Genomic DNA, 20,225 nt, shown 5'->3' with positions numbered 1-20,225 from the left:
CTTCGAGCAGACGCCTGAGTACCGGGCCCAATTCCCCGGCATGAACGTGCCGCAGGGCATCCCCGCGCAGTTCCAAGGCTCCCGGAAGCTCGCCAATGCGCAGGGCGGCATCATGCCGGCGCTCATGGGCGGCGCCCCGGCCTCGCCCGAGCAGATCGCAGAGGCGCAGGCGATCGGGCAGCAGCAGGCGCCGCAAGCCCCGACCCGGATGGAGCTACTTCAAGCCCTCGGCAATCCGTTCCTCAGCGAAGAGCAGCGCGCGATTCTGCAGACACTCTATCAGCAGCAGGTGCAGCAGTCCGATCCGGTGCGACTGATGGAGCTTGAAAGAGGACGCCTTGAAATCGATGCCATGCGAAACGGCGACTGGTCAAAACTCGATGACGGCAGATTCTACAATCAGCGTACGGGAGAAGTGAGGGACACCCGAACCAAACCGAACGCGTGCCTCCCGACCTTGCCCTGAGCCCGCGATACGGCGTTGACAACGTGGTCGTACGACCCTGCCTGACGACGTCAGTTTGTCGAAGCAACCCAAGGGCCGGGTGTGGCGCTGGTGGGGCTAAGGCAATCAAGGAAGAGTGTTGCCGGCAGTCCAGCGGAATGAACGAAACGGGAAACCACGGGCGGTTCTTCGGAGCCGCCTTATTTCATGGAGGTTACGATGCCACGCACAGGCGGAGTCTATTCACCACCTGCCGGCACGAAAGGTGTGTTCAATACGACCATTCAGAGCGTGCCCTACAATGCGCTTGTGGATGACCTCAGCGCCGACGCCAATGCCGCGCGGCCGGTCACGGCAGGAGGAACGGGGGCGACCTCGGCAAGCGCAGCCCGGACCAATCTCGGATTGGCGATCGGTACGAACGTGCAGGCCTACGACGCCGGCCTGCAATCGATTGCCGCGCTCGCGACTGCCGCCGACAGGATGATCTACACAACGGCAGCCGATGCCTATGCCACGACGGCGCTGACGCCGTTCGCGCGCACGATCCTCGGCGACGCAGACGCAGCGGCGGCGCTGACGACCCTGGGTGTGTCCGCCTTCGCCAAAGCGATCCTGGACGACACGGATGCGGCTACCGCCCGGACGACGCTCGGAGTGGCAATCGGAGCGGACGTGCAGGCCTACGACGCCGGTTTGCAGTCGATCTCCGGGCTGACGACCGCCGCAGACAGGACGATCTACACGACCGCATCGGATGTCTATGCGACCACGGCGCTGACACCATTTGCGCGAACGATCCTCGACGACACCAGCGCCACTGCCGTGAAGACCACGCTCGGCCTTGCGGCAGTGGCGTCGTCCGGATCGGCCTCGGATCTCAGCTCGGGAACGATTTCCGACGCACGGCTTCCGGGCTTGATGGCGGGCAAGAATTTCTCGTCCGGCGTAAGCTTCGCCAATGCGGTTGCTGCCGGGAGTACCGATCTTTCGAAGCATATCCAGCTCTACAGCGGTTACGGATTCACGATCACGGGTTCGACCCTGAACTATACGGTCCCGGCCAACTCCTCTCATGTGTGGAACGTAAACGGAACGGAAGTCGGCCGCCTCAATTCCTCGGGCCTGACGCTGGCAACACCGCTTGCGCTCGCCGAAGGAGGTACGGGCTCGACGGACGCCGCGACGGCGAGGTCCAATCTCGGTGCGAACAGCGCTTCCAATCTCACGACCGGAACCGTTCCGAACGCCAGAATTTCCGGAGCCTATGACGGCATCACGACGCTCGGCCAGACCGGCACCCATACGATCACCACCCCCGGCGAGGCGATACGTATCGTTGGCCCCGCCTCCACCGACGATCCGTATGTGAGCTTCTATAAGGGGGCCACTCGCCAAGCTTATATCCAGCACACCGACGGCACGGGGGTGAATCAAGGGCTTCGCATTTATAACGATACGGCGACCGGCGGAGACACGGCCCTCACACTGAAGAATTCCGGCGGCGTCGACAGCCTGGAATTCCAGGTCAACGGCGCCGAGCACGTCGTCTATCACTCCGGAAACCTATCCTCGGCCGACCTTAACTCGATCTATGGATACACGCCGGCGAATTCTGCAAAACAGATCATCGCCGGCAACGGCCTGACCGGCGGCGGCACGCTTGCCGCAGATCGCACCCTGACGCTCGGTACGCCTGGCGACATTACCAACTCGACGACAAACTCCGTCACGTCTACCAGCCACACCCATGCCCTCGGGTTTACTGCGGCGGAGGTCTATGTTGGAACTGGTGCCAACGACACGAGCTTTCCGCTCGGCCATATTGTGGCACTGGGTAACGACGCCAACATTGCACGCAATGCCTCCGGCACCCCCACCCTCCACAATTCGATCAACAGGTACTACGTCCCATCGACCCACCCGAGCGCCGGAGCAGCATTGGCGGGGACCTGGCGCTCACGCGGAGTAGTCAATGGCAACGGCGAGTACAACATCATGCAAAGGGTCGCTTAAATGGAAAAGTCGATTTTCGAGGTGGTCACCGTCCACAAGGTCACGGATACGCCGACCCCTGGCATCTACGACCTTGATCTCACGTTGAGGATCAACGGCGTGGAGGAACGTTTCGAACCACGTTTCCACACCTGACGACTCGATCGGTGCGAACCCAGCAATCCGTACCTGGATGAAGCAGCATCCGGACTTTCCGGTTCAAAGCTATGTACCGCCGACGACGGAGCAAGTCCGTGCATCGCTTCCGCTACTGACCACCCGTCGGTTTCGTCTAGGCCTCGTCAAGAACGGGTTTACTCCGGCTCAGGTCGCGGCCGCTATTGAGACAATGCAGGAAGGTCCTGAGAAGGAGGTTGCGAAAATTGAGTGGGAATACGCCACCACATTCAACCGCGCGCATCCGCTCATCGACCTCATTGGCACCGCCCTCGGCCTCTCGGACGAGCAGATTGACGCAATGTGGTCCACATCTGCCGACCTCTAGCCTGTCCTATCACGGATCGACATACAAAGCTGCGCTGTGGCAACGAAACAATTGCCATCAAATGACATTAGAAAATCCAAAAAATCTTATACCGAGTCTTTCGTCGCGCGTCGTTCCAACACATCCGAAAGAATTTCATCCGGATCGACCAGCTGACATCTGGAAGCTTTTTTACCAGATTGTAGGAGCCTTTAGTATATTTCAGTCTCTGAGTTAGGCGATCTCGAAAACTTTTGGCCCCATAACGCGCCTCAGAGCCAGATCCCTCTGTGAAGTCGAATGTTGGTCCGTCGACGTACACTACGAGGTCGCGGACGACAAGTTCTGAAACGACGTATGATGCGAAACACCAAGGATTTCCAAGTTCGAACCAGCGTTCCATGAGCACTTCTTTTGCGCTGGCTCTGTACAGACCGTAGATCCACTCAGCCGGGAACGTTAGATTTCTTGGGACCTTGCCTGATACGTATTTACTTGTGAATTCGAAGACAGAGTCGTCCGGGGCTTTGATTCTGGACCCGCTTCGCCCTACCAGCTTCGTCGAGCATGCGGCAAGAAGCTTTCCGGGATTTTCGTCAAGTGCTTCAACCAAGCGCGCGAGAAAATCCGGCGACGAATGGTCATCGCATGCACGCAGGCAAAAATATTCGCCACGTTCGGCGCCGAGCCGGACTGCTCTCGCGAAGTTATCGATCGCGCTTACATGTTCTGCGCATTTGACGACGGAGAAGCGTTCATCCGACCGGCAAAATTGCTCGGCTATGTCGACCGTCTTATCCGTCGATTTATTGTCGAGAATGATTGCTTCGAAGCCATCGAACGTCTGTTCGGCAATGCACCGTAGACTGCTGGTGAGTGTCTTTTCGCCATTGTAGACGGGGAAAACGACGACAACCTTCGGCTTGGGCACTGATTTTATCTCTACCGTTGAATCAGTCTTGCACATATCCAATGGCGCAACGATCCGCAACGGGCGTCCATGGCGAGAGCGCCAAGCGCTTCTTCGGCGGCAGCAAGCTCGCAACGGACGAAGGCCTGTTGAGGAGATCAAACAAGCCGCGGCGCGTATCCCGAATCTCAACAGGCCTTCGTCCGCCTTTTTTCGCCGACGAACTGCAGTTTCAGCAGAAAGGAAACCCATGACCCAAACCGTGCCTCCGGGCGCGGCGATGCTGCTCGACTTTATCCGGGAGGCGGAAGTCGGCAGCAAAGGCCGCGCGTCTTACGACGTGATCTACGGACATAACCAGGGAAAGCTCACAAAGCCGCTTACGCACATGGCGATCGCCGAGGTGATCCTTGCGCAGAAGGGGTGGGCGAGGGCGCATGGATCGAGTGCGGCGGGGGGCTATCAGTTCATGCGGGCCACGCTCTCCGGGCTTTTGAAGGAAGTACCGGGACTGGGCGGAGATCAGCGCTTCGATCCTGCGCTTCAGGACCGGCTCGCCCTCCACCTTCTGAACCGCCGTGGTTTCGCCGGCTTTATCTCCGGCGAAATCGGCCCCGTTGAATTCGCGAGGCGCCGGCGATGGAATGGGCGTCTCTGCCGGTTCTCGCCGATAGCCAGGGTGACCGGCAGCGAATAAGGCGCGGGCAGTCCTATTATGCCGGCGACGGGCTCAACCGAGCGCTGGTGCGGCCGGAAAAGCTGGAGGCCGTGCTTCGCGCGGTGCTGGCAGCCGGTCCACGAGAGGTCGAGGCGGACCGAGCGGGCGAGGCGGCGGCGGTTGTGGTTCCGGCACGCCCGCGCAAGCCGGTTTCCCGGTCCGGCCGCTTCTGGACCTGGTTGCTGACGGCCGGCGGTACGATCGTCACGGCGCTGAAGGAGCTGAACCTCGTCGCGCTGGATTGGAGGGTGCAGCTTGCGATCCTCGTCATAATCGTCAGCTTTGCCGTTTACGCGATCTGGTCGATGCCGGCGGTCCGCGACGCTTTGAGGCTCACACGATGACGTTTCCCTGGAGCAACCTGGTCATCGCTGCCTTGATCCTGGCCGGAATTTCCTGGGCCATACTCGAAATCCGTTCGAATGCCGCGCACGCGGTCCGCAATTCAATCGAAAGGCAGAACAATGAAGCAGCAAAGAGCGCTGACGCGAAGCGCTTTGACTATGACGTCTGTTCTTCTTCTGGCGGGCTGTGGAACTTCGGGACCGGCCGATGTGAGCGGCCTTCGCAGCATCGTGGGAACTGAACTTGCCGGCGCCCGCGGCGCGACGCAGATCGACCAGCGCAAGATCGACCGCACGGTGGTCGGCCTCTGCGCGGCATCCGTCTGGACAAGGGCGGAGTGTGCGAGACACGGGGAGGGCGGAGATGATTGACGCCGGCGTTCACCAACAGCTCGGAACCTTGGTCGCCGAGGTGAAGAACCTGCGGGAGGACCTGCGCCGATCGGAGGACAGATCGGATGCCGGCCGCGTATCCATGACGCGCCGGATGGACGAGTTGGTCGAGCGCATGCGGACCCTCGAGGGCTCGATGATGCTCGTCAAGGACGATATTGCCGCGATGAAACCGGTGACCGAGGACGTGCGCAAATGGAAGCTGATGGGGATGGGCGCTCTCGGCGTTATCGGCATCGGTGGGGCGGCGCTCGGCGTGACCTTTGCCGATGTGGCAAGACGCGTGCTGATGCTCACGAAGGCAGGGTAGAGAAATTTTCGCAGTAATTACGTTGCAGCGGCGCTGAAGACGCCGTTGCAAGAGGTTCCTTTTTTACCGCAATCCGTTGGCCCGACCGGCGTCACTTTCCTCGAAGAGGCTCCAGGGTGCTCCAGCGCAGGAACGCGGCCCAATTCAGTCGTCGTCGAAGAGGGGAAGGTCGCGATAGCGGCGGCTTACCAACCGCAACGATCGGTCCGGCTCTATGACATAGCTTTCGTAGACCCGGCGGCCGAATCGATCGATGAACTGATGCGGCACAATGCTGCCGACCGGTGCCTTGGTAAGCCTGGTGCGCGGCTGGCCACCATAGGTGATGCTGCCGGGAATCGGCTCCAAATAGGGCGAATAGCCCATCGAGGTCGCCTCGCAGCCGGTCAGAAGTGTGAGCATGCACAGGATAGGAAGAACATATTTCATGACGATCCTCGCCACTTGCATGATTCTCGCCGGCGTTCAGTCGCTGAAGATGTCGTAATCTATGCGGCGGCTGGTCAGTCGCAACGAGCGGTCCGGATTAATGACATAGGTCTCGTAGACCCGGTGACCATAGGTGTCGAAGAACTGGTGCGGCACCATGCTGCCGATCGGCGCCTTCGTCAGCTTCGTTCGCGGCTGACCGCCATAGGTGATGCTGCCGGGAATGGGTTCCAGTCTGGGGCCGTAGCCAACCGTTTGCGTCGATGTACAGGCGCTGAGCGTGACCGCGGCGCAGAGGGTGAAGAGAGCTGTGCTCAGGGCACCGCGCCTCCCGATGGACGTGTGGGGATGTCCTGCAGCGGCCTGCATCGTCACACGGTTCTCCGCCTTCGTTTCGATTTCGGGGAAGATGCGGTAGGCTGCGGCGGATTGCATCGCGTGACGGTTCATGTACATGCTTCGTCTCACATGAGTTGCACCACCTTATTCCTTATTCGACAACGTGCAAAGAAAGCAGGAAGTTCGGCGTGTCGCGGCAACCACCCGCGTTTCGTGGGGATTTCGCGATATTTCGATTGCATAGGCAGAAATCTTTGAACGATGTAATGGCCGAAGCCCGCCGATGCTCGCGCAATGCCGCCCGAACCTTCGGGTGGTATCGCGCGTTTGATCCGGTGTCGGTAAATGGGCTTGCAAACAGAACCCCGGTTTCCGACGAGTCGCTGCTCAGGTACTGCCCATGACCGCCGAACAGACCCTTTCGTTTCTCGTGCTCGGCGCCATGATGATCTTCTTCATTTGGGGTCGCTTTCGCTACGACATCATCGCCTGCTCTGCGTTGATGCTTTCGGTAGCCGTCGGCATCGTTCCGTTCGATAACGCTTTTGACGGCTTCAGCGACGACATCGTCATCATCGTCGGCAGCGCACTGATCGTCAGCGCGGGCGTTGCGCGTTCGGGTGTGGTCGATGCGGCCATCCAGCGATTTCTTCCGGACCTGCAATCGGTAAGGGCACAGCTCGCTCTTCTCGTCGTCACGGTCACGGTCCTTTCCGCCTTCATCAAGAACATCGGCGCGCTTGCGATCATGATTCCGGTAGCGTTCCAGTTCGCGCGTCGCTCGAATGTGCAACCGTCCGTCTTCCTGATGCCTATGGCTTTCGGCTCGCTGATCGGTGGCCTGATGACGCAGGTCGGCACCTCGCCCAACGTGGTCGTGTCCCGGGTGCGTGCGGATCTGACGGGCGAGAGTTTCACCATGTTCGACTTCACGCCCGTCGGCGCTTCGCTGGCACTGGTCGGCGCGGTGTTTCTGCTGTTCGGCTATCGCCTGGTGCCGGAGCGGAAAAGTCAGCAGGTCGGCATGCATCAGGCGATCGAGATCACCGACTACACGTCCGAGGCGATGGTGCCCGCCGGATCGCCGGTGATCGGCAAGCCGCTCAGTAATCTGGTCAAGATCGGCGATGGCGGAGCCGTGGTGATCGCCGTCTTCCGTCGCGGCACGCATCTGGCGCCGCTGCCCGATGTCGTCGTCGAACTGGACGATATCCTTCTGCTCGAAGGCGGTCCCGCTGCGCTCGACCGCATCGTCTCCCAGGCAAAGCTCAAGATCTCCGGCGATCGTGCGCCGATGCCGAACGACAAGGAGAAAGCCGAGACCGAAGCCATCGAGGCGGTAATCGCCACCGGCTCACCGCTCATCGGCATGTCGGCTCAGCGCCTGGCGCTCTTCAACAATCACAACATCAACCTGCTGGCCGTCAGCCGCCAAGGCGAACGACTGAAACAGAGGCTTGGCAGCATCAGGCTGCGGGCCGGCGACATCGTCGTGCTGCAGGGTACCCGAAGGGACTTGCCGTCTTTCCTGCAGGACTTCGGCTGCCTGCCGCTCGCACAACGGGAAATTCTGCTCGGCACCATTCGCCGTGCCACCGTCCCGCTGCTTGTTCTGGCGACCGCGATGGGGGCGACCGCGGTTGGGGTCGTGCCTGTGCAAATCGCCTTTTTTGCCGCGGCGCTTGCCATGGTGGTGTTTCGCGTCATCCCTCTGCGTGACGTTTACCGCGCCGTGGACGGACCGATTCTGGTCATGCTTGCCGCGCTGATTCCCGTCAGCGACACTTTACGCACGACGGGCGGTTCGGACCTGATCGCGGGCTGGCTGAGCGGGATGGCGGTGAATCTACCGCCTGCGGGGGCGCTTGCCATCATGGTCGTTGCGGCCATGGCGGTGACACCCTTCCTGAACAATGCCGCCACGGTCCTCGTCATGGCGCCGATTGCCGCCAGTTTTGCAACGGCGCTCGAATACAGGCCAGACGCGTTCCTGATGGCGGTAGCGATCGGTGCCGGCTCTGACTTCCTCACGCCGATCGGCCACCAATGCAACACGCTGGTAATGGGACCCGGGGGTTACCGGTTCAGCGACTACCCGCGACTGGGGCTGCCGCTTTCCATCGTCATCGTGATCGTCGCGGTGCCGATGCTGATGTGGGTCTGGCCGCTGCGTTAGAATGCCGGGGACAAATGGAACCGCGCGAATACGGATCGCCTGCTAAATCGCAGGCATTCGGTGGAAACGGCCTGATCGCCGCCTATCTTGCGGCGGAAGCGTATCTTTTGTGGAATTGCTCTGGCAGCAGGGAGGCATGTGGGCGTCATGACTGGCGATATCGAGATCTGCACGCCGGAAGAGGTGCTGAAATTCTGGTTCACGGAACTTTCCTATGACCACTGGTTCACGCCGGATCCCGGACTCGATGAGCAGTGCGCGCGGCGATTTCAGGCGTCGCACCTGGCCCTGTCCAGAAACCTCGACAATGTCTGGCGCGAGACCCCGCAGAACTGGCTGGCGGCGGTCATTCTTTTCGATCAGATGCCGCGCAACATGTATCGCGGGTCGCCCTTGGCCTTTGCCACCGATTGTCTGGCATTGCGCGAGGCGAAGCTCGCCATCGGCGCGAGCGCCGACATGGCAGTGCCGACGGAATGGCGCGCGTTTTTCTATATGCCCTTCGAACACTCCGAAAACCTGACCGACCAGACCATGTCGGTCAAGCTGTTCACGGAACTAGGAGACGCCGGCTACCTCGACTATGCGATCCGGCATCGGGACGTGATCGAGCGGTTCGGCCGCTTCCCGCATCGCAATGGCATTTTGGCCCGCACTTCGTCACCGGCCGAGGAAGAGTACCTCGCGCAGCCGGGCGCCGGGTTCTAGACATGAACCATGGCGGAAAACGCTGAGATCAGGAGGAAACCATGAGTGCCGGAGAACTGCCCTGGCAAGGGGGATGCCGTTGCGGAGAGGTCCGCATCAAGGTGAGCGCGCAACCGCTTCTCACGATGGCATGCCATTGTACCGGCTGCCAGCGAATGACCGGGAGTGCGTTCTCGTTGAGTGTCGCCATTCCGAGCGAAGGCTTCGAGGTCACACGCGGCGAGCCTGTCATCGGCGGCCTTCATGGCGCAACGCGCCACTATTTCTGTCCTCATTGCATGAGCTGGATGTTCACGCGCCCGGAAGGCATGGACTGGTTCGTCAATCTCCGCGCGACCATGCTCGACGATCCCAGCTGGTGCAGGCCTTTCATCGAAACCTGGACCAGTGAAAAGCTGCCGTGGGTGAGCACATCCGCCGTTCATAGCTATGCGGCGTTGCCACCGCTGGAGGATTACGAACAGTTGCTGGCAGACTACGCCGCGCATTCCGAAGGGGATTGAACCGCGAGACTGTTCAGATCAGCCTAGACCTCAAAGGGTTTGCATCTTTTCGCCGTTATGCATGTGCAGACCGGTCATCGGCGAAGCCTGGAGGGGTTCTGCGCGGCGCAGGGATTATCGAAGGGTAGGAAATTGCATCTCCTGGATAAACTAAGGGCGCTTTCGATTGCCCTGTCTTTCGGTGCGCTGACGCTTGCTGCCGGCGGATACGCAGTTGCGCAGGAGCCCGCGCCGAGCGTCGAGCAAACGCGGCCGGCCGCACCGGCCCAGCCTGCCCAAGCCGGCCAGCCTGCGCCGCAGGCCGAACCGGGACAGCGGGCGGAGCAAACGGGGGCCGGTCAGGCGCCGGATGCCGCATCGCCGGTACTGCAGCAGGCGGAGGGTCAGCTTGCCCAGGCCGACCGGGAGCTGAAGCGTCTCATCGAGCGTACCAATGCCGTCGAGGACGACGACGCCATGCTCGCCGAACTCAGGGTGCAGGTCGACGAGCTTTCGAAGCAGATCATCGCGGCCTCCGTCCCCACTCGTCCGAGGCTCGACGAAATCAAGGCGAGGCTCACGGAACTCGGCGATCCTCCCGGTGAGGGACAGCCGCCCGAAGACGCGGTCATCACCGATGAGCGCAAACGGCTCCTGGCGGAGCGCGGGGCGATCAATGCTCTGACGGGCAAGGCGGAGAACCTATCGATCGAGGCGAGGAAACTTGCCAACCGGATCACCGCGACGCGCCGGGCAATCTTCTCCAACACTCTGCTGAGACATACGGATGTCTCGGCGGCGATGCTGAGCGAGGCAATCACCGCAACGATGCACGAGGCGATGGCACTGTCGCGCAGCATCGGCGGTTGGCTGACATTCGCCTGGAATTACAAGCGCGTGCCGCTGCTGAGCGCGATCTTCCTTTCGCTCTGCGCCGCGCTGCTCTTCCTGGTCGGCGGTTACAGGCTTTTTTCGCCGGTCCTCATGCGCGACGAGGAAGACGACGAGCCCACCTATTTCCGGCAGCTTTCGCTTGCGTTCTGGTCGACGCTCATCCCGACTCTGGCGCTCACAGCCTTCGCTATGTCGAGCTACTTCTTCCTAAGTAGTTTCAACGTCTTGCGGCCGGATATCGCCCCCATCGTTGCGATCACGCTCGCCATGGGCGTCGTGCTGTTCTTCATAGCCAGGCTGGCAGGCGCGGTGCTATCGCCGCACCGGTCGAGCTGGCGACTCGTGCGTGTTTCGGATCGCGGTGCCAAAATGCTGATGGTGCCGATCTTCGCGATGGCGCTCGTCAACGGGCTCGACTATCTGCTCGGCAGCATCAGCGAGTCTCTCGGTTCCCCGGTGGTGTTGACGATTGCCAAGAGCTTCGTGGCATCCATCATCATCGGTCTCATTCTGATGTCGATGGCGTGGATCCGGCCTGTGCTGAGGGCCGATGAGCCTTACGATGCACCGGGACATGCCTGGCCGCGCGTAATCTCGCTCTCCTTCCTCCTGCTGGGGGCGGCGCTTATCGCGACTGCATTGTCGGGCTATGTCGGCCTGGCGCGTTTCATCGCTACCCAGATCACGGTAACGAGCGCGATCCTTGTGACGGTCTATATCGGCCTCCTTACGGGCAAGTCTGTCTCCAAGCAGGGCGCGTTTGCCGAAACGGTAGCGGGGCGTTATCTGGAGCGCCGCTTCCATCTGGAGCCGGTTGCGCTCGACCAATTCGGCCTTTTTGCCGGTCTCGGCATCTATGTGCTCGTTCTCTCCTTTTTCATCCCGCTGATATTGATGCAGTGGGGCTTCAAGACTGCGGATATCGAGTCCTGGGCCTATCAGGTGCTGACCGAAATCAGGATCGGTACGATCACGATTTCGGTGGTGGGCATTCTCGCGGGAGTACTGCTCTTTGCCCTCGGCTATCTCGTCACGCGTTGGGTGCAGCGCTGGATCGACGGCAACGTCATGGCGCGCAGTCGTGTCGACGCCGGCGTGCGCAACTCCATACGAACCGGTATCGGCTATATGGGTGTGGGCATAGCCGGCCTTATCGGCTTGTCTGCCGCCGGCATCGATCTTTCGAGCCTCGCCCTCGTCGCCGGCGCTCTCTCCCTCGGCGTCGGTTTCGGCCTGCAGAACATCGTCTCCAACTTCGTTTCGGGGCTGATCCTGCTGGTGGAGCGTCCCTTCAAGGTGGGCGACTGGATCGTCAGTGGTACGACCGAAGGCTTCGTGCGGCGCATCTCCGTCCGCGCGACCGAGATCGAGACCTTTCAGCATCAATCGATCATGATGCCGAATTCCCTGCTCATCAACGCGTCGGTCGGAAACTGGACGCACCGCAACAAGCTCGGCCGGTCGGAAATCGCCGTGACCGTGACCTATGCCAGCGATCCGCGCCGGGTTATCGAGCTGCTCTACGAAATCGCCGCAGCCCATCCGATGATCCTCAAGAATCCGGCTCCGAATGTCGGCTTTACGGCCTTCCAAGACGAGCGAATGACGTTCGAATTGCGGATCTATGTCGCTGACGTGCTGACGGCCGGCGGCGTTCGCAACGACCTTCGCGTCTCGATCTACGAGCGCTTTCGTGACGAGGGGATCGGCGCGCCGTTCCCGATGAAGGTCGAAGATGTAACGCCTGAGGAAGAAGCCGGAAGCGCCGGCGCCGAACCGTCTGTCATCGAAAAAGAGAAGGCCTAAGCCGGCTGAAAACAACGCCTGACGCGCTGGTGCCTTGGCGAAGGTCGGAAAAGCGAAGAAGGAGCGGAAATGCCGCTCCTTCTTCTCTATTTGGCCGAGCCCCGGCCGCAGGTTGAAATGACGCACTTCCGCACGGAAAACCGTTACGCAGGTTTCCCGGAGCGCTTTACAGCCCAGCCAGCGCCTGAGCCACCGGCACAACGTGTGGCCACACCTCCATTGTGCCGCGATAGATCATGTCGAGTGCGACGTACAAGATGATCGCCAGGCCGATGTAAGCGATCCAGTGATAGCGGCTGAGCAGGCGGGCAATAAAGCTGGCGGCGATGCCCATCATCGCGATCGAGAGCGCCAGACCGAAGACGAGCACGGTCGGATGCTCTCGGGCGGCGCCGGCGACGGCGAGGACGTTGTCGAGCGACATGGACACGTCCGCTATCACGATCTGTGTTGCCGCTTGTTTGAAAGTCTTCTTTGGGGCCGAGGCGTCCGCATTTTCGAGCCCGTCAACGCCTTCGTGACCGCCAGTGCGAATCTCGCGCCACATCTTCCAGCAGACCCAAAGCAGGAGAAGCCCGCCGGCGAGCAGGAGCCCGATGATCGCCAGCAGTTGGACCGTAAAGATGGCGAGCACGATGCGAAGCACGGTGGCGGCGAGAATGCCGACGAGGATAGCCTTCTTGCGCTGCTCCAGCGGCAAGCCGGCTGCTGCAAGGCCGATAACGACAGCGTTGTCGCCGGCAAGCACCAGGTCGATCACAATGACCTGCAGCAGTGCCGTCAGGCCGGCGGAAGTGAAAATCTCCATGTGTGGTAACCCTTCTTGTCCCCGAAACGCCTGCGGCGTCGCAAAACGCATAGACCGCGAACAATCGACGGATCAAGTGGGCCGGGTCAACTAATCGGCACTTTCGAAAGAGATACGATCGTCGAGCAGCTTCCGGTGCCTCCGGCGCGGCTCGAGCCGCCGCATCGTTTTTTCCTGCACGCCTTACGCTTCGAGAAATTCTGCGCTACCGCGCCGCGCGTCTCATCAGACACCCAAAGGCCTGCAGCACTTCGATCTGCCGCATGTTTTTGACCTTTGCTCGGTTACGATCAAGCAAATATGCGGTAGGCTGGCCGCGGCTAGAGGGGTGGCCGGCGCCTTCTTCTCGCGACGGGAAGGCGGCCGGCCGAAACGGGGGGCGGCGCTCGTGCGCCGAATGTGATGAAGACGTATGCTGTTGTTCTGGTGCCTGCAATGCTGTGGGCTGGCGTGGCCCATGCCGCAACTGTTACAAACACGGACGGCGAGGCCGCTGTTCTGGTGATCGTCGAAGGGGAGAGCCGGGTCGAAGTTGCAATCGATGCAGGTGCCACGGAAGTGATCTGCCCCGGCGGCTGCTTCGTCACTGCGCCGAGCGGCGACCGCGTGGGGCTCCAGGGCGACGAGACGATCGAAATCGTCAACGGCTCCGTCGTTGTGAAGTGACGCCCCTCCGGGAGCCGGAGGTTGGAGTCTTTCCACGACAATTGCGGGGCCGTAGCCCCGCATCAGTGACGAACGACGGCACTATAGGCAGAAGATCAGCTCAGCTTTCTTCGCCGCTCCAGCTCCGCTTCGGTCGGCTGGTCGAACTCGAACGAACCTGGCACGACCGGACCGCTGCGGACGTATTGGTTGACGGTGACGCCCGTCCCCGAGACTTTTGAACCGACGAGTTTCAACGCCATCGGCATGGCGCCGTGACCGAAGAGCCGCTTGCCCTTTCGGAGCACGACCGGAAAGTACGAGATGTACATCTCGTCTATCAAATCATTGCTGAACAGGGTCTGCAGGAAATCGGTCGAACCCTGGGTCAACAGATCGGGGCCTTCCTCGCTCTTGAGTTTCTTGAGCGTGGCTACCGGGTCGGACCCGAGAGTACGGCTATTTTGCCAGTCGAGCCTCAGATCGGGGTTGCGCGTAGCGACATATTTGGTGATCCGGTCAAAGAGCGGACCGATCGGATCGTCAGGGCCGGCATAGGGCCAGTGTGCGGCGAAGATGTCGTAGGTCTTCCGACCAAGCAGAAGATCGAACGGCCTGGAAAACATCTCGTCCACCGCTTGTCCCATGGTTTCGTCGAAATAGGGAGCGGCCCAGCCGCCATGGTCGAAGCCGCCGACCGGGTCTTCGTGCGGTCCGCCCGGCGCCTGCATGATTCCGTCAAGGCTTACGAATGCGCCAACGATGAACTTTCTCATTCCGGCTCTCCTCGTTCGTGGTGTTACCGAAGCTAGGACGCTGGACGAAGGCCGATACCGACAGAAACGCCACAAGCTGCAAGAATTTCTTTGAGAACTTTAGCGCAGGAGCGGCTCACGGGATCGCGAAAATGCTGATCTCGTTGGCGATCCCTCTTAGCGCCACGTTGTGCGCCACCGGGCTTAGGCCCCGATCAGAGAGCACACTGGATGCTCGAGGATCCTCGAGGACGGAGCCGGTCGCGAAGATCTCACGCGAGGTGGCGAGATGCTGGACGCGCGAGGCGATGTTGACGGTCTGACCGAAATAGTCCTGCCGGTCGTTGAGATTGACCGCGATGCATGGCCCCTCATGGATGCCGATCTTGAGGAGCAGGTCCTCGCTGCCGCGCTCTTCGTTGAGTCTGCGCATTGCCTCGCGCATCCGCATTGCCGCGGTGATAGCCCGGTCGGGCGCTGGAAAAGTTGCCATAACCGCATCACCGATCGTCTTGACGACGGCGCCGGTCTCGGCCGCGACGATTTCGTTCAAGACGTTGAAATGCGTTTTCACCAGGTCGAAGGCCGCGAGGTCGCCAACGCGCTCGTAGAGTTCCGTCGAGCCGCGCAGGTCGGTGAAGAGGAAAGTAAGGCTGGTGATTTTCAGCCGTTGGTCCACATCGAGCGTGTCGGTGCGGTAGATGTCGCGGAATGTCTGGTTGGAGAGCAGCCGCTTGGCGGTGAGAAACGGCCGACGGCGGCCGAGCAGGGCACGCAGCGCTTCGCCTGCCACGCAGATCGAGGGCAGGGTACGAACTTCGGCGTGGTTCTCCACCGAAACGCGCAAGGGGCCGGGCGGCAAGCTCAGCGTTTCGTGATGGCGGTGCGAGCGATCGAAGACGAGCCCGAGATTCCTCCTTTCCCTTGTCGGTTCGCCGCTCACATCCAGGAATTGCGCAGCATGGGTCACCGGCTCGAAGACGATGACGAACTCCGCGGGAAGCTGCAGCGAGATCACGGCTTTCTCGCCAGGCGGCAGTTCCAGCGCCTCCAGCAGGAATTCATCGAGCTTTGCTTCGTAATCCTCTTCCTGCAGGTCGATGCCGGAACCCCAGTAGATCTGGCGGAAATATTCGGCCGGCGGCAATTCATGCGGCGTATGTGCCCCTATGTGGCGCACGCGCGGACTGATCGTGAAGGTGACTTCGACCATCTCGTCGAGCGTCGGCTCGTAACCGGCGGCACACAGCGCGCAGGTATATTCCGTACTCTGCACCGTCTTAAGGGACGTGTTGGCATCGAGTACACCGCCGCAACCGGGACAGAGCACGTTCCAGGAAAGCTCGAAAATTCCTAGGCGCGAGGCATGCAGAAAGCCTGCGATCGTCTCTTCCTCGTCGAGTCCCTCGCGCGCGGCGAATGCGAGCGCATTGACGCGGCAAAGCTTGTGATCGGGTGCATCCAGAACGAGCCGCTCGAATGCATCGGCGACCTCCGTCCTTGCCGAATGGCGCAGCACATCGAAAAGGGTTTGGGCCTCGCTCATGAACACATCTTATACGGAAATCGGCGGGCGGTCAGTCCGCATTTCGATTTGGGTACAAAGTAATTTTATATTTGAAGTAATATAATCTATATTTATAGAGCGAAAAAATATTTTCATCTGCGTCTCGATTTATACTTTGAAATTTAATATTAGTGGCCTGCTTCGCAATTCATGGGGGAAGAGCGACATGACCACAGTCGTGGGGACGGCCGGAGACGATACGCTAACCGGAACCGGGGAGAAGGATCGCATCTGGGGTCTAGCCGGCGCCGATGAGATCGAAGCTGGCGGCGGCGATGACCTCGTCGACGGCGGGGCGGGAAACGACCGTCTGACAAGCAGGAGCGGGTATGACCGACTCGACGGCGGCGAGGGAGATGATCTCATCAGCCTGATCGGGACCGGCGGCGCGGTTACAGGCGGTGCCGGCGTCGATACGCTGGTGGTCGACCTGTCGAGCGTCAGCTCGGACGTCCGGTTCAGCGGCGAGCACGGTCACGGCATCATCGGCTACAACACGGCGAACTGGGAACACATCTTCTTCAATCGCATCGAGCGGCTGGTGCTGACGACAGGCAGCGGCAACGACCGGATCTTCGGCGCCGCCACCGACGACATCATCTCGACCGGCGCCGGGAACGACGTCGTGGGCCCATATGGCATCGACGGCGACGACGGCACCAGCATGTTCGGCGACGACACGATCGACACAGGCAGCGGCGGCGACATCATCAACGACCCTGTTGGCGCGAACCGGATCTTTGCCGGCGACCACAACGACATCATCATCACCACGCTTTCCTCCGCGGTGATCGACGGCGGGAGCGGCTGGGATAAACTATCCATCTTCGATGAAGGGCGAACCGACGACGTCACCGTCGATTTCGGACAGGGGTTTGCCTCGACGGGCACGCGGATCGGCGGGATCGAGGTTGCCAGCGTGGATCTCGGCGGCGGCAGTGATACGCTGATTGCCGGAAATCTGTCTTCGCTCAGCGCCCATATGGGCGAGGGCGACAATTATGTCGCCGGCAGCAGCGGCAGGGACTATGTCGCCTCCGGAAGCGGCGACGATGCCCTTTATGGGGGCGCTGGCGATGACATCCTGATCAGTGCCGGCGGAAACGACGTGCTCGTCGGCGGCGATGGGAACGATGACATCTACGACGGCGGAACGAGTTTCGGCGACGGAGAGACATATATCGACGGCGGCGCCGGCGACGACCTTATCCAGGTGGTTGCGCCATCAGGCTTTATCGATGGCGGGACCGGCAGCGATACGTTGCGCGTCGTCGATCCCCTGCCGGACGCGAATTTCGACGCTTCGACCGGCATGCTGGGTACGTCGCTGATCTTCACAGGTATCGAGAGGTTCGAGCTGTCCGGCGGCTCGGGGAACGATACCATCCGCACGCTTGGAGGCAACGACCAGCTCGCCGGCAACGCCGGCAGCGACCGTCTGGACGGCGGCGCCGGAAGCGACGTGCTTTGGGGGGGCGCGGGTGACGATGTCATGACGGGCGGAGCAGGGGCAGATACCTTCCTTTGGTCGTCCGATACATTTTCGTTCGCAGGTGTGGATCGTATCACGGATTTCGATGCGGACGGAGGCGACCTGCTGCGCTTTACCGGATATGCACCCGACACGACGCGCATCGAGAGCTTCGCAGACCTGGTTGCCGCCGCGACCGAGACCGAAGACGGGCTCTACATCGCCTTCAACGGGTCCGATACATTCGGTCTGTTGCTGGACAAGGTCGCACTTGCCGACCTTTCGGCGGATGATGTCGTCTTCGTTTGAGGGATGCCTTCGCCGGACATCGGGATGAGTGCGCCCATTAACACCGGATAAAGCGTTATGCTCCTAGGGTGCCTTCCGGGGACACTCTTTTTCATAGGCGATCAATGTCATTCTTCGGCATTTCCGGAATGTACTTTTCCGGCGAATCCCTCGGCGAACACCGTATCGTGCTTGCCGAGGACTCCAACCTCTTTGCCTCGATGGTCTCGAAGCGGCTGAAGGAGCTTTTCGATATCGACGTGATCGTCTGTCGCGACTACGAGGACTTGCAGTTCGCGGTCGAAAACGCTTCCTTCGCGCCATCTCTCGCGATTTCCAATATCAACCTTCCAGGCGCCGAGAACGGCGAAGCGCTCACCTACCTGATCGAGATGAGCGTACCGACGATCGTCTTCACCGGCTCGTTTCAGGAGAGCACGCGCGAGGCGATCCTCGCCAAGGACATTGTCGATTATGTCATCAAGGACAGCGTCTTTGCTGTCGATATGCTGGCAGAATCCGTCTGCCGATTCCTGACGAACCAGCAGCATCACGTGTTGATCGTCGACGATAGTGCGACGGCGCGGGCCGTGTTGACGACGCAGTTGAAGCGCTACAATTTCAGAACGAGCTTGGCGGACAGCGGCTCTGCGGCGCTGGAAATCCTGAAGAGCAATCCGGACATCGCCCTCGTCATAACCGACTACAATATGCCCGATATCGACGGTTTCGAACTTACGCGGCGAATCCGCGCCGCCCACGGCCCGCATCAGCTAAGGATCATCGGTGTGTCGTCGTCGACGGACCGGCTGCTTTCCGCCCGTTTCCTCAAAGCCGGCGGCAACGATTTTATCGTCCGTCCCTTCGTCAACGAGGAGTTCTACTGCCGCGTCAATCAGAACCTCGATACCCTCACCAAGGTGAGAACGTTGAACGCGAGGACCAAGATTCCGGCCTGAAGGGCGATTGCCATTCGGGCGACCGGCGCCGATTGAGGTCGGAATTTGCCGTGCCGGACTGGGTTACAACAGAAAATCTCCCGTCGCGAGGCTCTTCAACCCGGAAAGCTCGATCTGAAAATCAGCTCGGCCGTCGCCGTTGACATCACCATAGATGATCGTCTTGTCGTCGAGGGTGCCCGCCGGATTGAACGTCTTGTAGATGAGCTCGCCCGCGTGACGGGAGAATTCGCCGGTGCCTCGCCACGTGAAGGCCTGATTGCCGGCCGCACCGGTGTTCGCATCGATGGCCGATAGATCGAGTCGATCGAAGCCGTTCGCGAAATCTGTCACGGTGTCGCGATGTCCGGCACCAGAGGCCGACCCATATGCAACATTGTTCACATAGCCGGAGAAACCGGGCGCCGAGTCGTTGGTAGATTTGAAAACGAAGATATCGTTCCCCGCTCCTCCCGTCAGCAGATCGGCTCCTGCGCCGCCAATGATCGTATCGTTGCCGGCTGCGCCATTGATGACATCGTTGCCCGCTCCTACGTCAAAGGTCTCGTTCGCGGCGGTGCCGGTGAGGCGGTCGGCGCCGGCCGAGCCGATATACCGCTCAATGGCGTCGGTGACGGACACCCTGATCGTCTTGGTTGCTTCTAGTCCTGTTCCGACAGACGGGTCGTCAAGCCCGATGGTCACGTCGAGGTATGGGTTTGTCTCGAAATCGAGCCGTGCTCCTGCCTTCAACCAGAGGACGTTGCCGCGGATTTCGAACAGCGACGCATCCGCGCCGCTCAAAGTCAGCAGATTGGTCCCCTGAGTGTCGTCGGCGATCACAAGAGTAGCAACCTTCTGGGCCGTTCCCGTCGAGGCATCTTCGGCAATGCGGGTGAGGTGCTGTGTGAGCGTAAGGCTAGGAGCGTCGTTGACGGGGTTGACGGTGAAATTGAATGTCGCAGGCGTCGGCGCGGAGTTGTCCTCGTTGCCGTCTTCGACGACGACCCGGAAGGAGGCGGCGGTGGTCTCCGAGCCGTTGTGGCGGAAGGAGACGAGGCCGGCTGCGAGTTGCGCCGCCGTAAAGCTGGCGGCCACTGACCCGTTGACGAGGACAGAGCCATTGACGGCGTTCGAGACGTTGAAGCTAACACCCGCTGCGGTGTCGTCCGGATCGGAATAGCCGAGATCGGCCGTCGTGAGCTTATAGGTTCCGCCCTCTGCGACCGCCGCTCTCAGATCGCCGCTGCGTATGGGAGCGTCGTTGACGGGGTTGACGGTGAAATTGAATGTCGCAGGGGTTGGCGCGGAGTTGTCCTC

General features: G+C 60.8%; 18 protein-coding genes and 2 pseudogenes. 13 read left to right on the top strand and 7 right to left on the bottom strand.

Going from position 1 to position 20,225, the window contains the following annotated elements:
• The first annotated feature begins 46 nt into the window (after window positions 1-46).
• The 3 genes and pseudogenes from ACTJKL_RS00100 to ACTJKL_RS00090 all read left to right on the top strand — a co-directional run bounded on the left by ACTJKL_RS00100 (window position 47) and on the right by ACTJKL_RS00090 (window position 2,945).
• Complete coding sequence (locus tag ACTJKL_RS00100; protein ID WP_440851851.1) at window positions 47-466, top strand: hypothetical protein; 420 nt, start codon at window positions 47-49, stop codon at window positions 464-466.
• A 198-nt stretch (window positions 467-664) separates the two neighbouring features.
• A complete protein-coding gene (locus ACTJKL_RS00095) occupies window positions 665-2,461 on the top strand; it encodes a hypothetical protein (protein WP_440851850.1) in 1,797 nt (598 codons plus the stop codon).
• A pseudogene (locus ACTJKL_RS00090) lies at window positions 2,462-2,945 on the top strand (hypothetical protein).
• Between the two features lie 67 nt (window positions 2,946-3,012).
• Here the strand turns inward: ACTJKL_RS00090 and ACTJKL_RS00085 are convergent.
• Window positions 3,013-3,855: a glycosyltransferase family 2 protein gene (locus ACTJKL_RS00085; protein WP_440852180.1), complete on the bottom strand. Its 843-nt coding sequence runs from the start codon at window positions 3,853-3,855 to the stop codon at window positions 3,013-3,015.
• A gap of 229 nt (window positions 3,856-4,084) precedes the next feature.
• Between ACTJKL_RS00085 and ACTJKL_RS00080 the strand changes: the two are divergent.
• From ACTJKL_RS00080 to ACTJKL_RS00070, 3 genes and pseudogenes are all read left to right on the top strand, one after another.
• A pseudogene (locus tag ACTJKL_RS00080) lies at window positions 4,085-4,896 on the top strand (lysozyme family protein).
• A gap of 120 nt (window positions 4,897-5,016) precedes the next feature.
• On the top strand, window positions 5,017-5,268 hold the full coding sequence (locus tag ACTJKL_RS00075) for a hypothetical protein (RefSeq protein WP_440851849.1): 252 nt from the start codon (window positions 5,017-5,019) through the stop codon (window positions 5,266-5,268).
• Window positions 5,261-5,599, top strand: a complete 339-nt coding sequence (locus tag ACTJKL_RS00070; protein WP_338283495.1) for a DUF1515 family protein — start codon at window positions 5,261-5,263, stop codon at window positions 5,597-5,599. Before ACTJKL_RS00075 ends, ACTJKL_RS00070 begins: the two co-directional genes overlap by 8 nt.
• Before the next feature lie 144 nt (window positions 5,600-5,743).
• Here ACTJKL_RS00070 and ACTJKL_RS00065 read toward each other — a convergent pair whose 3' ends face one another.
• Window positions 5,744-6,028, bottom strand: a complete 285-nt coding sequence (locus ACTJKL_RS00065; protein WP_026168635.1) for a hypothetical protein — start codon at window positions 6,026-6,028, stop codon at window positions 5,744-5,746.
• A gap of 36 nt (window positions 6,029-6,064) precedes the next feature.
• Complete coding sequence (locus tag ACTJKL_RS00060) at window positions 6,065-6,484, bottom strand: hypothetical protein (RefSeq protein WP_440851848.1); 420 nt, start codon at window positions 6,482-6,484, stop codon at window positions 6,065-6,067.
• 283 nt (window positions 6,485-6,767) lie between these two features.
• Here ACTJKL_RS00060 and ACTJKL_RS00055 point away from each other — a divergent pair, with 283 nt between their 5' ends.
• From ACTJKL_RS00055 to ACTJKL_RS00040, 4 genes are all read left to right on the top strand, one after another.
• Window positions 6,768-8,543 carry an SLC13 family permease gene (locus ACTJKL_RS00055; protein WP_275597742.1) on the top strand — a complete coding sequence of 592 codons (1,776 nt, stop codon included), beginning with the start codon at window positions 6,768-6,770 and terminating at the stop codon, window positions 8,541-8,543.
• A gap of 147 nt (window positions 8,544-8,690) precedes the next feature.
• Window positions 8,691-9,251, top strand: a complete 561-nt coding sequence (locus ACTJKL_RS00050) for a DUF924 family protein (RefSeq protein WP_100673781.1) — start codon at window positions 8,691-8,693, stop codon at window positions 9,249-9,251.
• A 41-nt stretch (window positions 9,252-9,292) separates the two neighbouring features.
• Window positions 9,293-9,754 carry a GFA family protein gene (locus ACTJKL_RS00045; protein ID WP_275597743.1) on the top strand — a complete coding sequence of 154 codons (462 nt, stop codon included), beginning with the start codon at window positions 9,293-9,295 and terminating at the stop codon, window positions 9,752-9,754.
• A gap of 39 nt (window positions 9,755-9,793) precedes the next feature.
• Window positions 9,794-12,433, top strand: coding sequence for a mechanosensitive ion channel domain-containing protein (locus ACTJKL_RS00040; RefSeq protein ID WP_440851847.1), 2,640 nt, complete (start codon window positions 9,794-9,796; stop codon window positions 12,431-12,433).
• Window positions 12,434-12,599: 166 nt separating this feature from the next.
• Here the strand turns inward: ACTJKL_RS00040 and ACTJKL_RS00035 are convergent, their stop codons facing one another.
• Window positions 12,600-13,241, bottom strand: a complete 642-nt coding sequence (locus ACTJKL_RS00035; RefSeq protein WP_100673778.1) for a TerC family protein — start codon at window positions 13,239-13,241, stop codon at window positions 12,600-12,602.
• Between the two features lie 402 nt (window positions 13,242-13,643).
• Between ACTJKL_RS00035 and ACTJKL_RS00030 the strand changes: the two genes are divergently transcribed.
• A complete protein-coding gene (locus ACTJKL_RS00030) occupies window positions 13,644-13,907 on the top strand; it encodes a hypothetical protein (RefSeq protein WP_198516835.1) in 264 nt (87 codons plus the stop codon).
• A 95-nt stretch (window positions 13,908-14,002) separates the two neighbouring features.
• Here ACTJKL_RS00030 and ACTJKL_RS00025 read toward each other — a convergent pair whose 3' ends face one another.
• Together ACTJKL_RS00025 and ACTJKL_RS00020 are read right to left on the bottom strand one after the other, a co-directional pair.
• The gene (locus ACTJKL_RS00025) at window positions 14,003-14,662 is read right to left on the bottom strand and encodes a dihydrofolate reductase family protein (RefSeq protein ID WP_440851846.1); all 660 of its coding nucleotides are present in this window, start codon (window positions 14,660-14,662) and stop codon (window positions 14,003-14,005) included.
• A gap of 115 nt (window positions 14,663-14,777) precedes the next feature.
• Window positions 14,778-16,187 (bottom strand): adenylate/guanylate cyclase domain-containing protein, encoded by a 1,410-nt coding sequence (locus ACTJKL_RS00020; RefSeq protein ID WP_440851845.1) that lies wholly within the window; start codon window positions 16,185-16,187, stop codon window positions 14,778-14,780.
• Between the two features lie 187 nt (window positions 16,188-16,374).
• On the opposite strand from ACTJKL_RS00020, the gene ACTJKL_RS00015 reads away from it, so the two are divergent.
• Window positions 16,375-17,988 carry an SMc04171 family calcium-binding repeat protein gene (locus tag ACTJKL_RS00015; protein ID WP_440851844.1) on the top strand — a complete coding sequence of 538 codons (1,614 nt, stop codon included), beginning with the start codon at window positions 16,375-16,377 and terminating at the stop codon, window positions 17,986-17,988.
• A 104-nt stretch (window positions 17,989-18,092) separates the two neighbouring features.
• The gene (locus tag ACTJKL_RS00010; protein ID WP_440851843.1) at window positions 18,093-18,926 is read left to right on the top strand and encodes a response regulator; all 834 of its coding nucleotides are present in this window, start codon (window positions 18,093-18,095) and stop codon (window positions 18,924-18,926) included.
• A 63-nt stretch (window positions 18,927-18,989) separates the two neighbouring features.
• Here ACTJKL_RS00010 and ACTJKL_RS00005 read toward each other — a convergent pair.
• A partial coding sequence (locus ACTJKL_RS00005; protein ID WP_440851842.1) for a cadherin-like domain-containing protein occupies window positions 18,990-20,225 on the bottom strand: 1,236 nt, incomplete at its 5' end.

The sequence above is a fragment of the Sinorhizobium sp. 22678 genome (assembly GCF_052044265.1).
GTDB classification, from domain to species: domain Bacteria; phylum Pseudomonadota; class Alphaproteobacteria; order Rhizobiales; family Rhizobiaceae; genus Sinorhizobium; species Sinorhizobium meliloti_A.
This window is presented reverse-complemented; position numbering and strand designations above follow the sequence as displayed.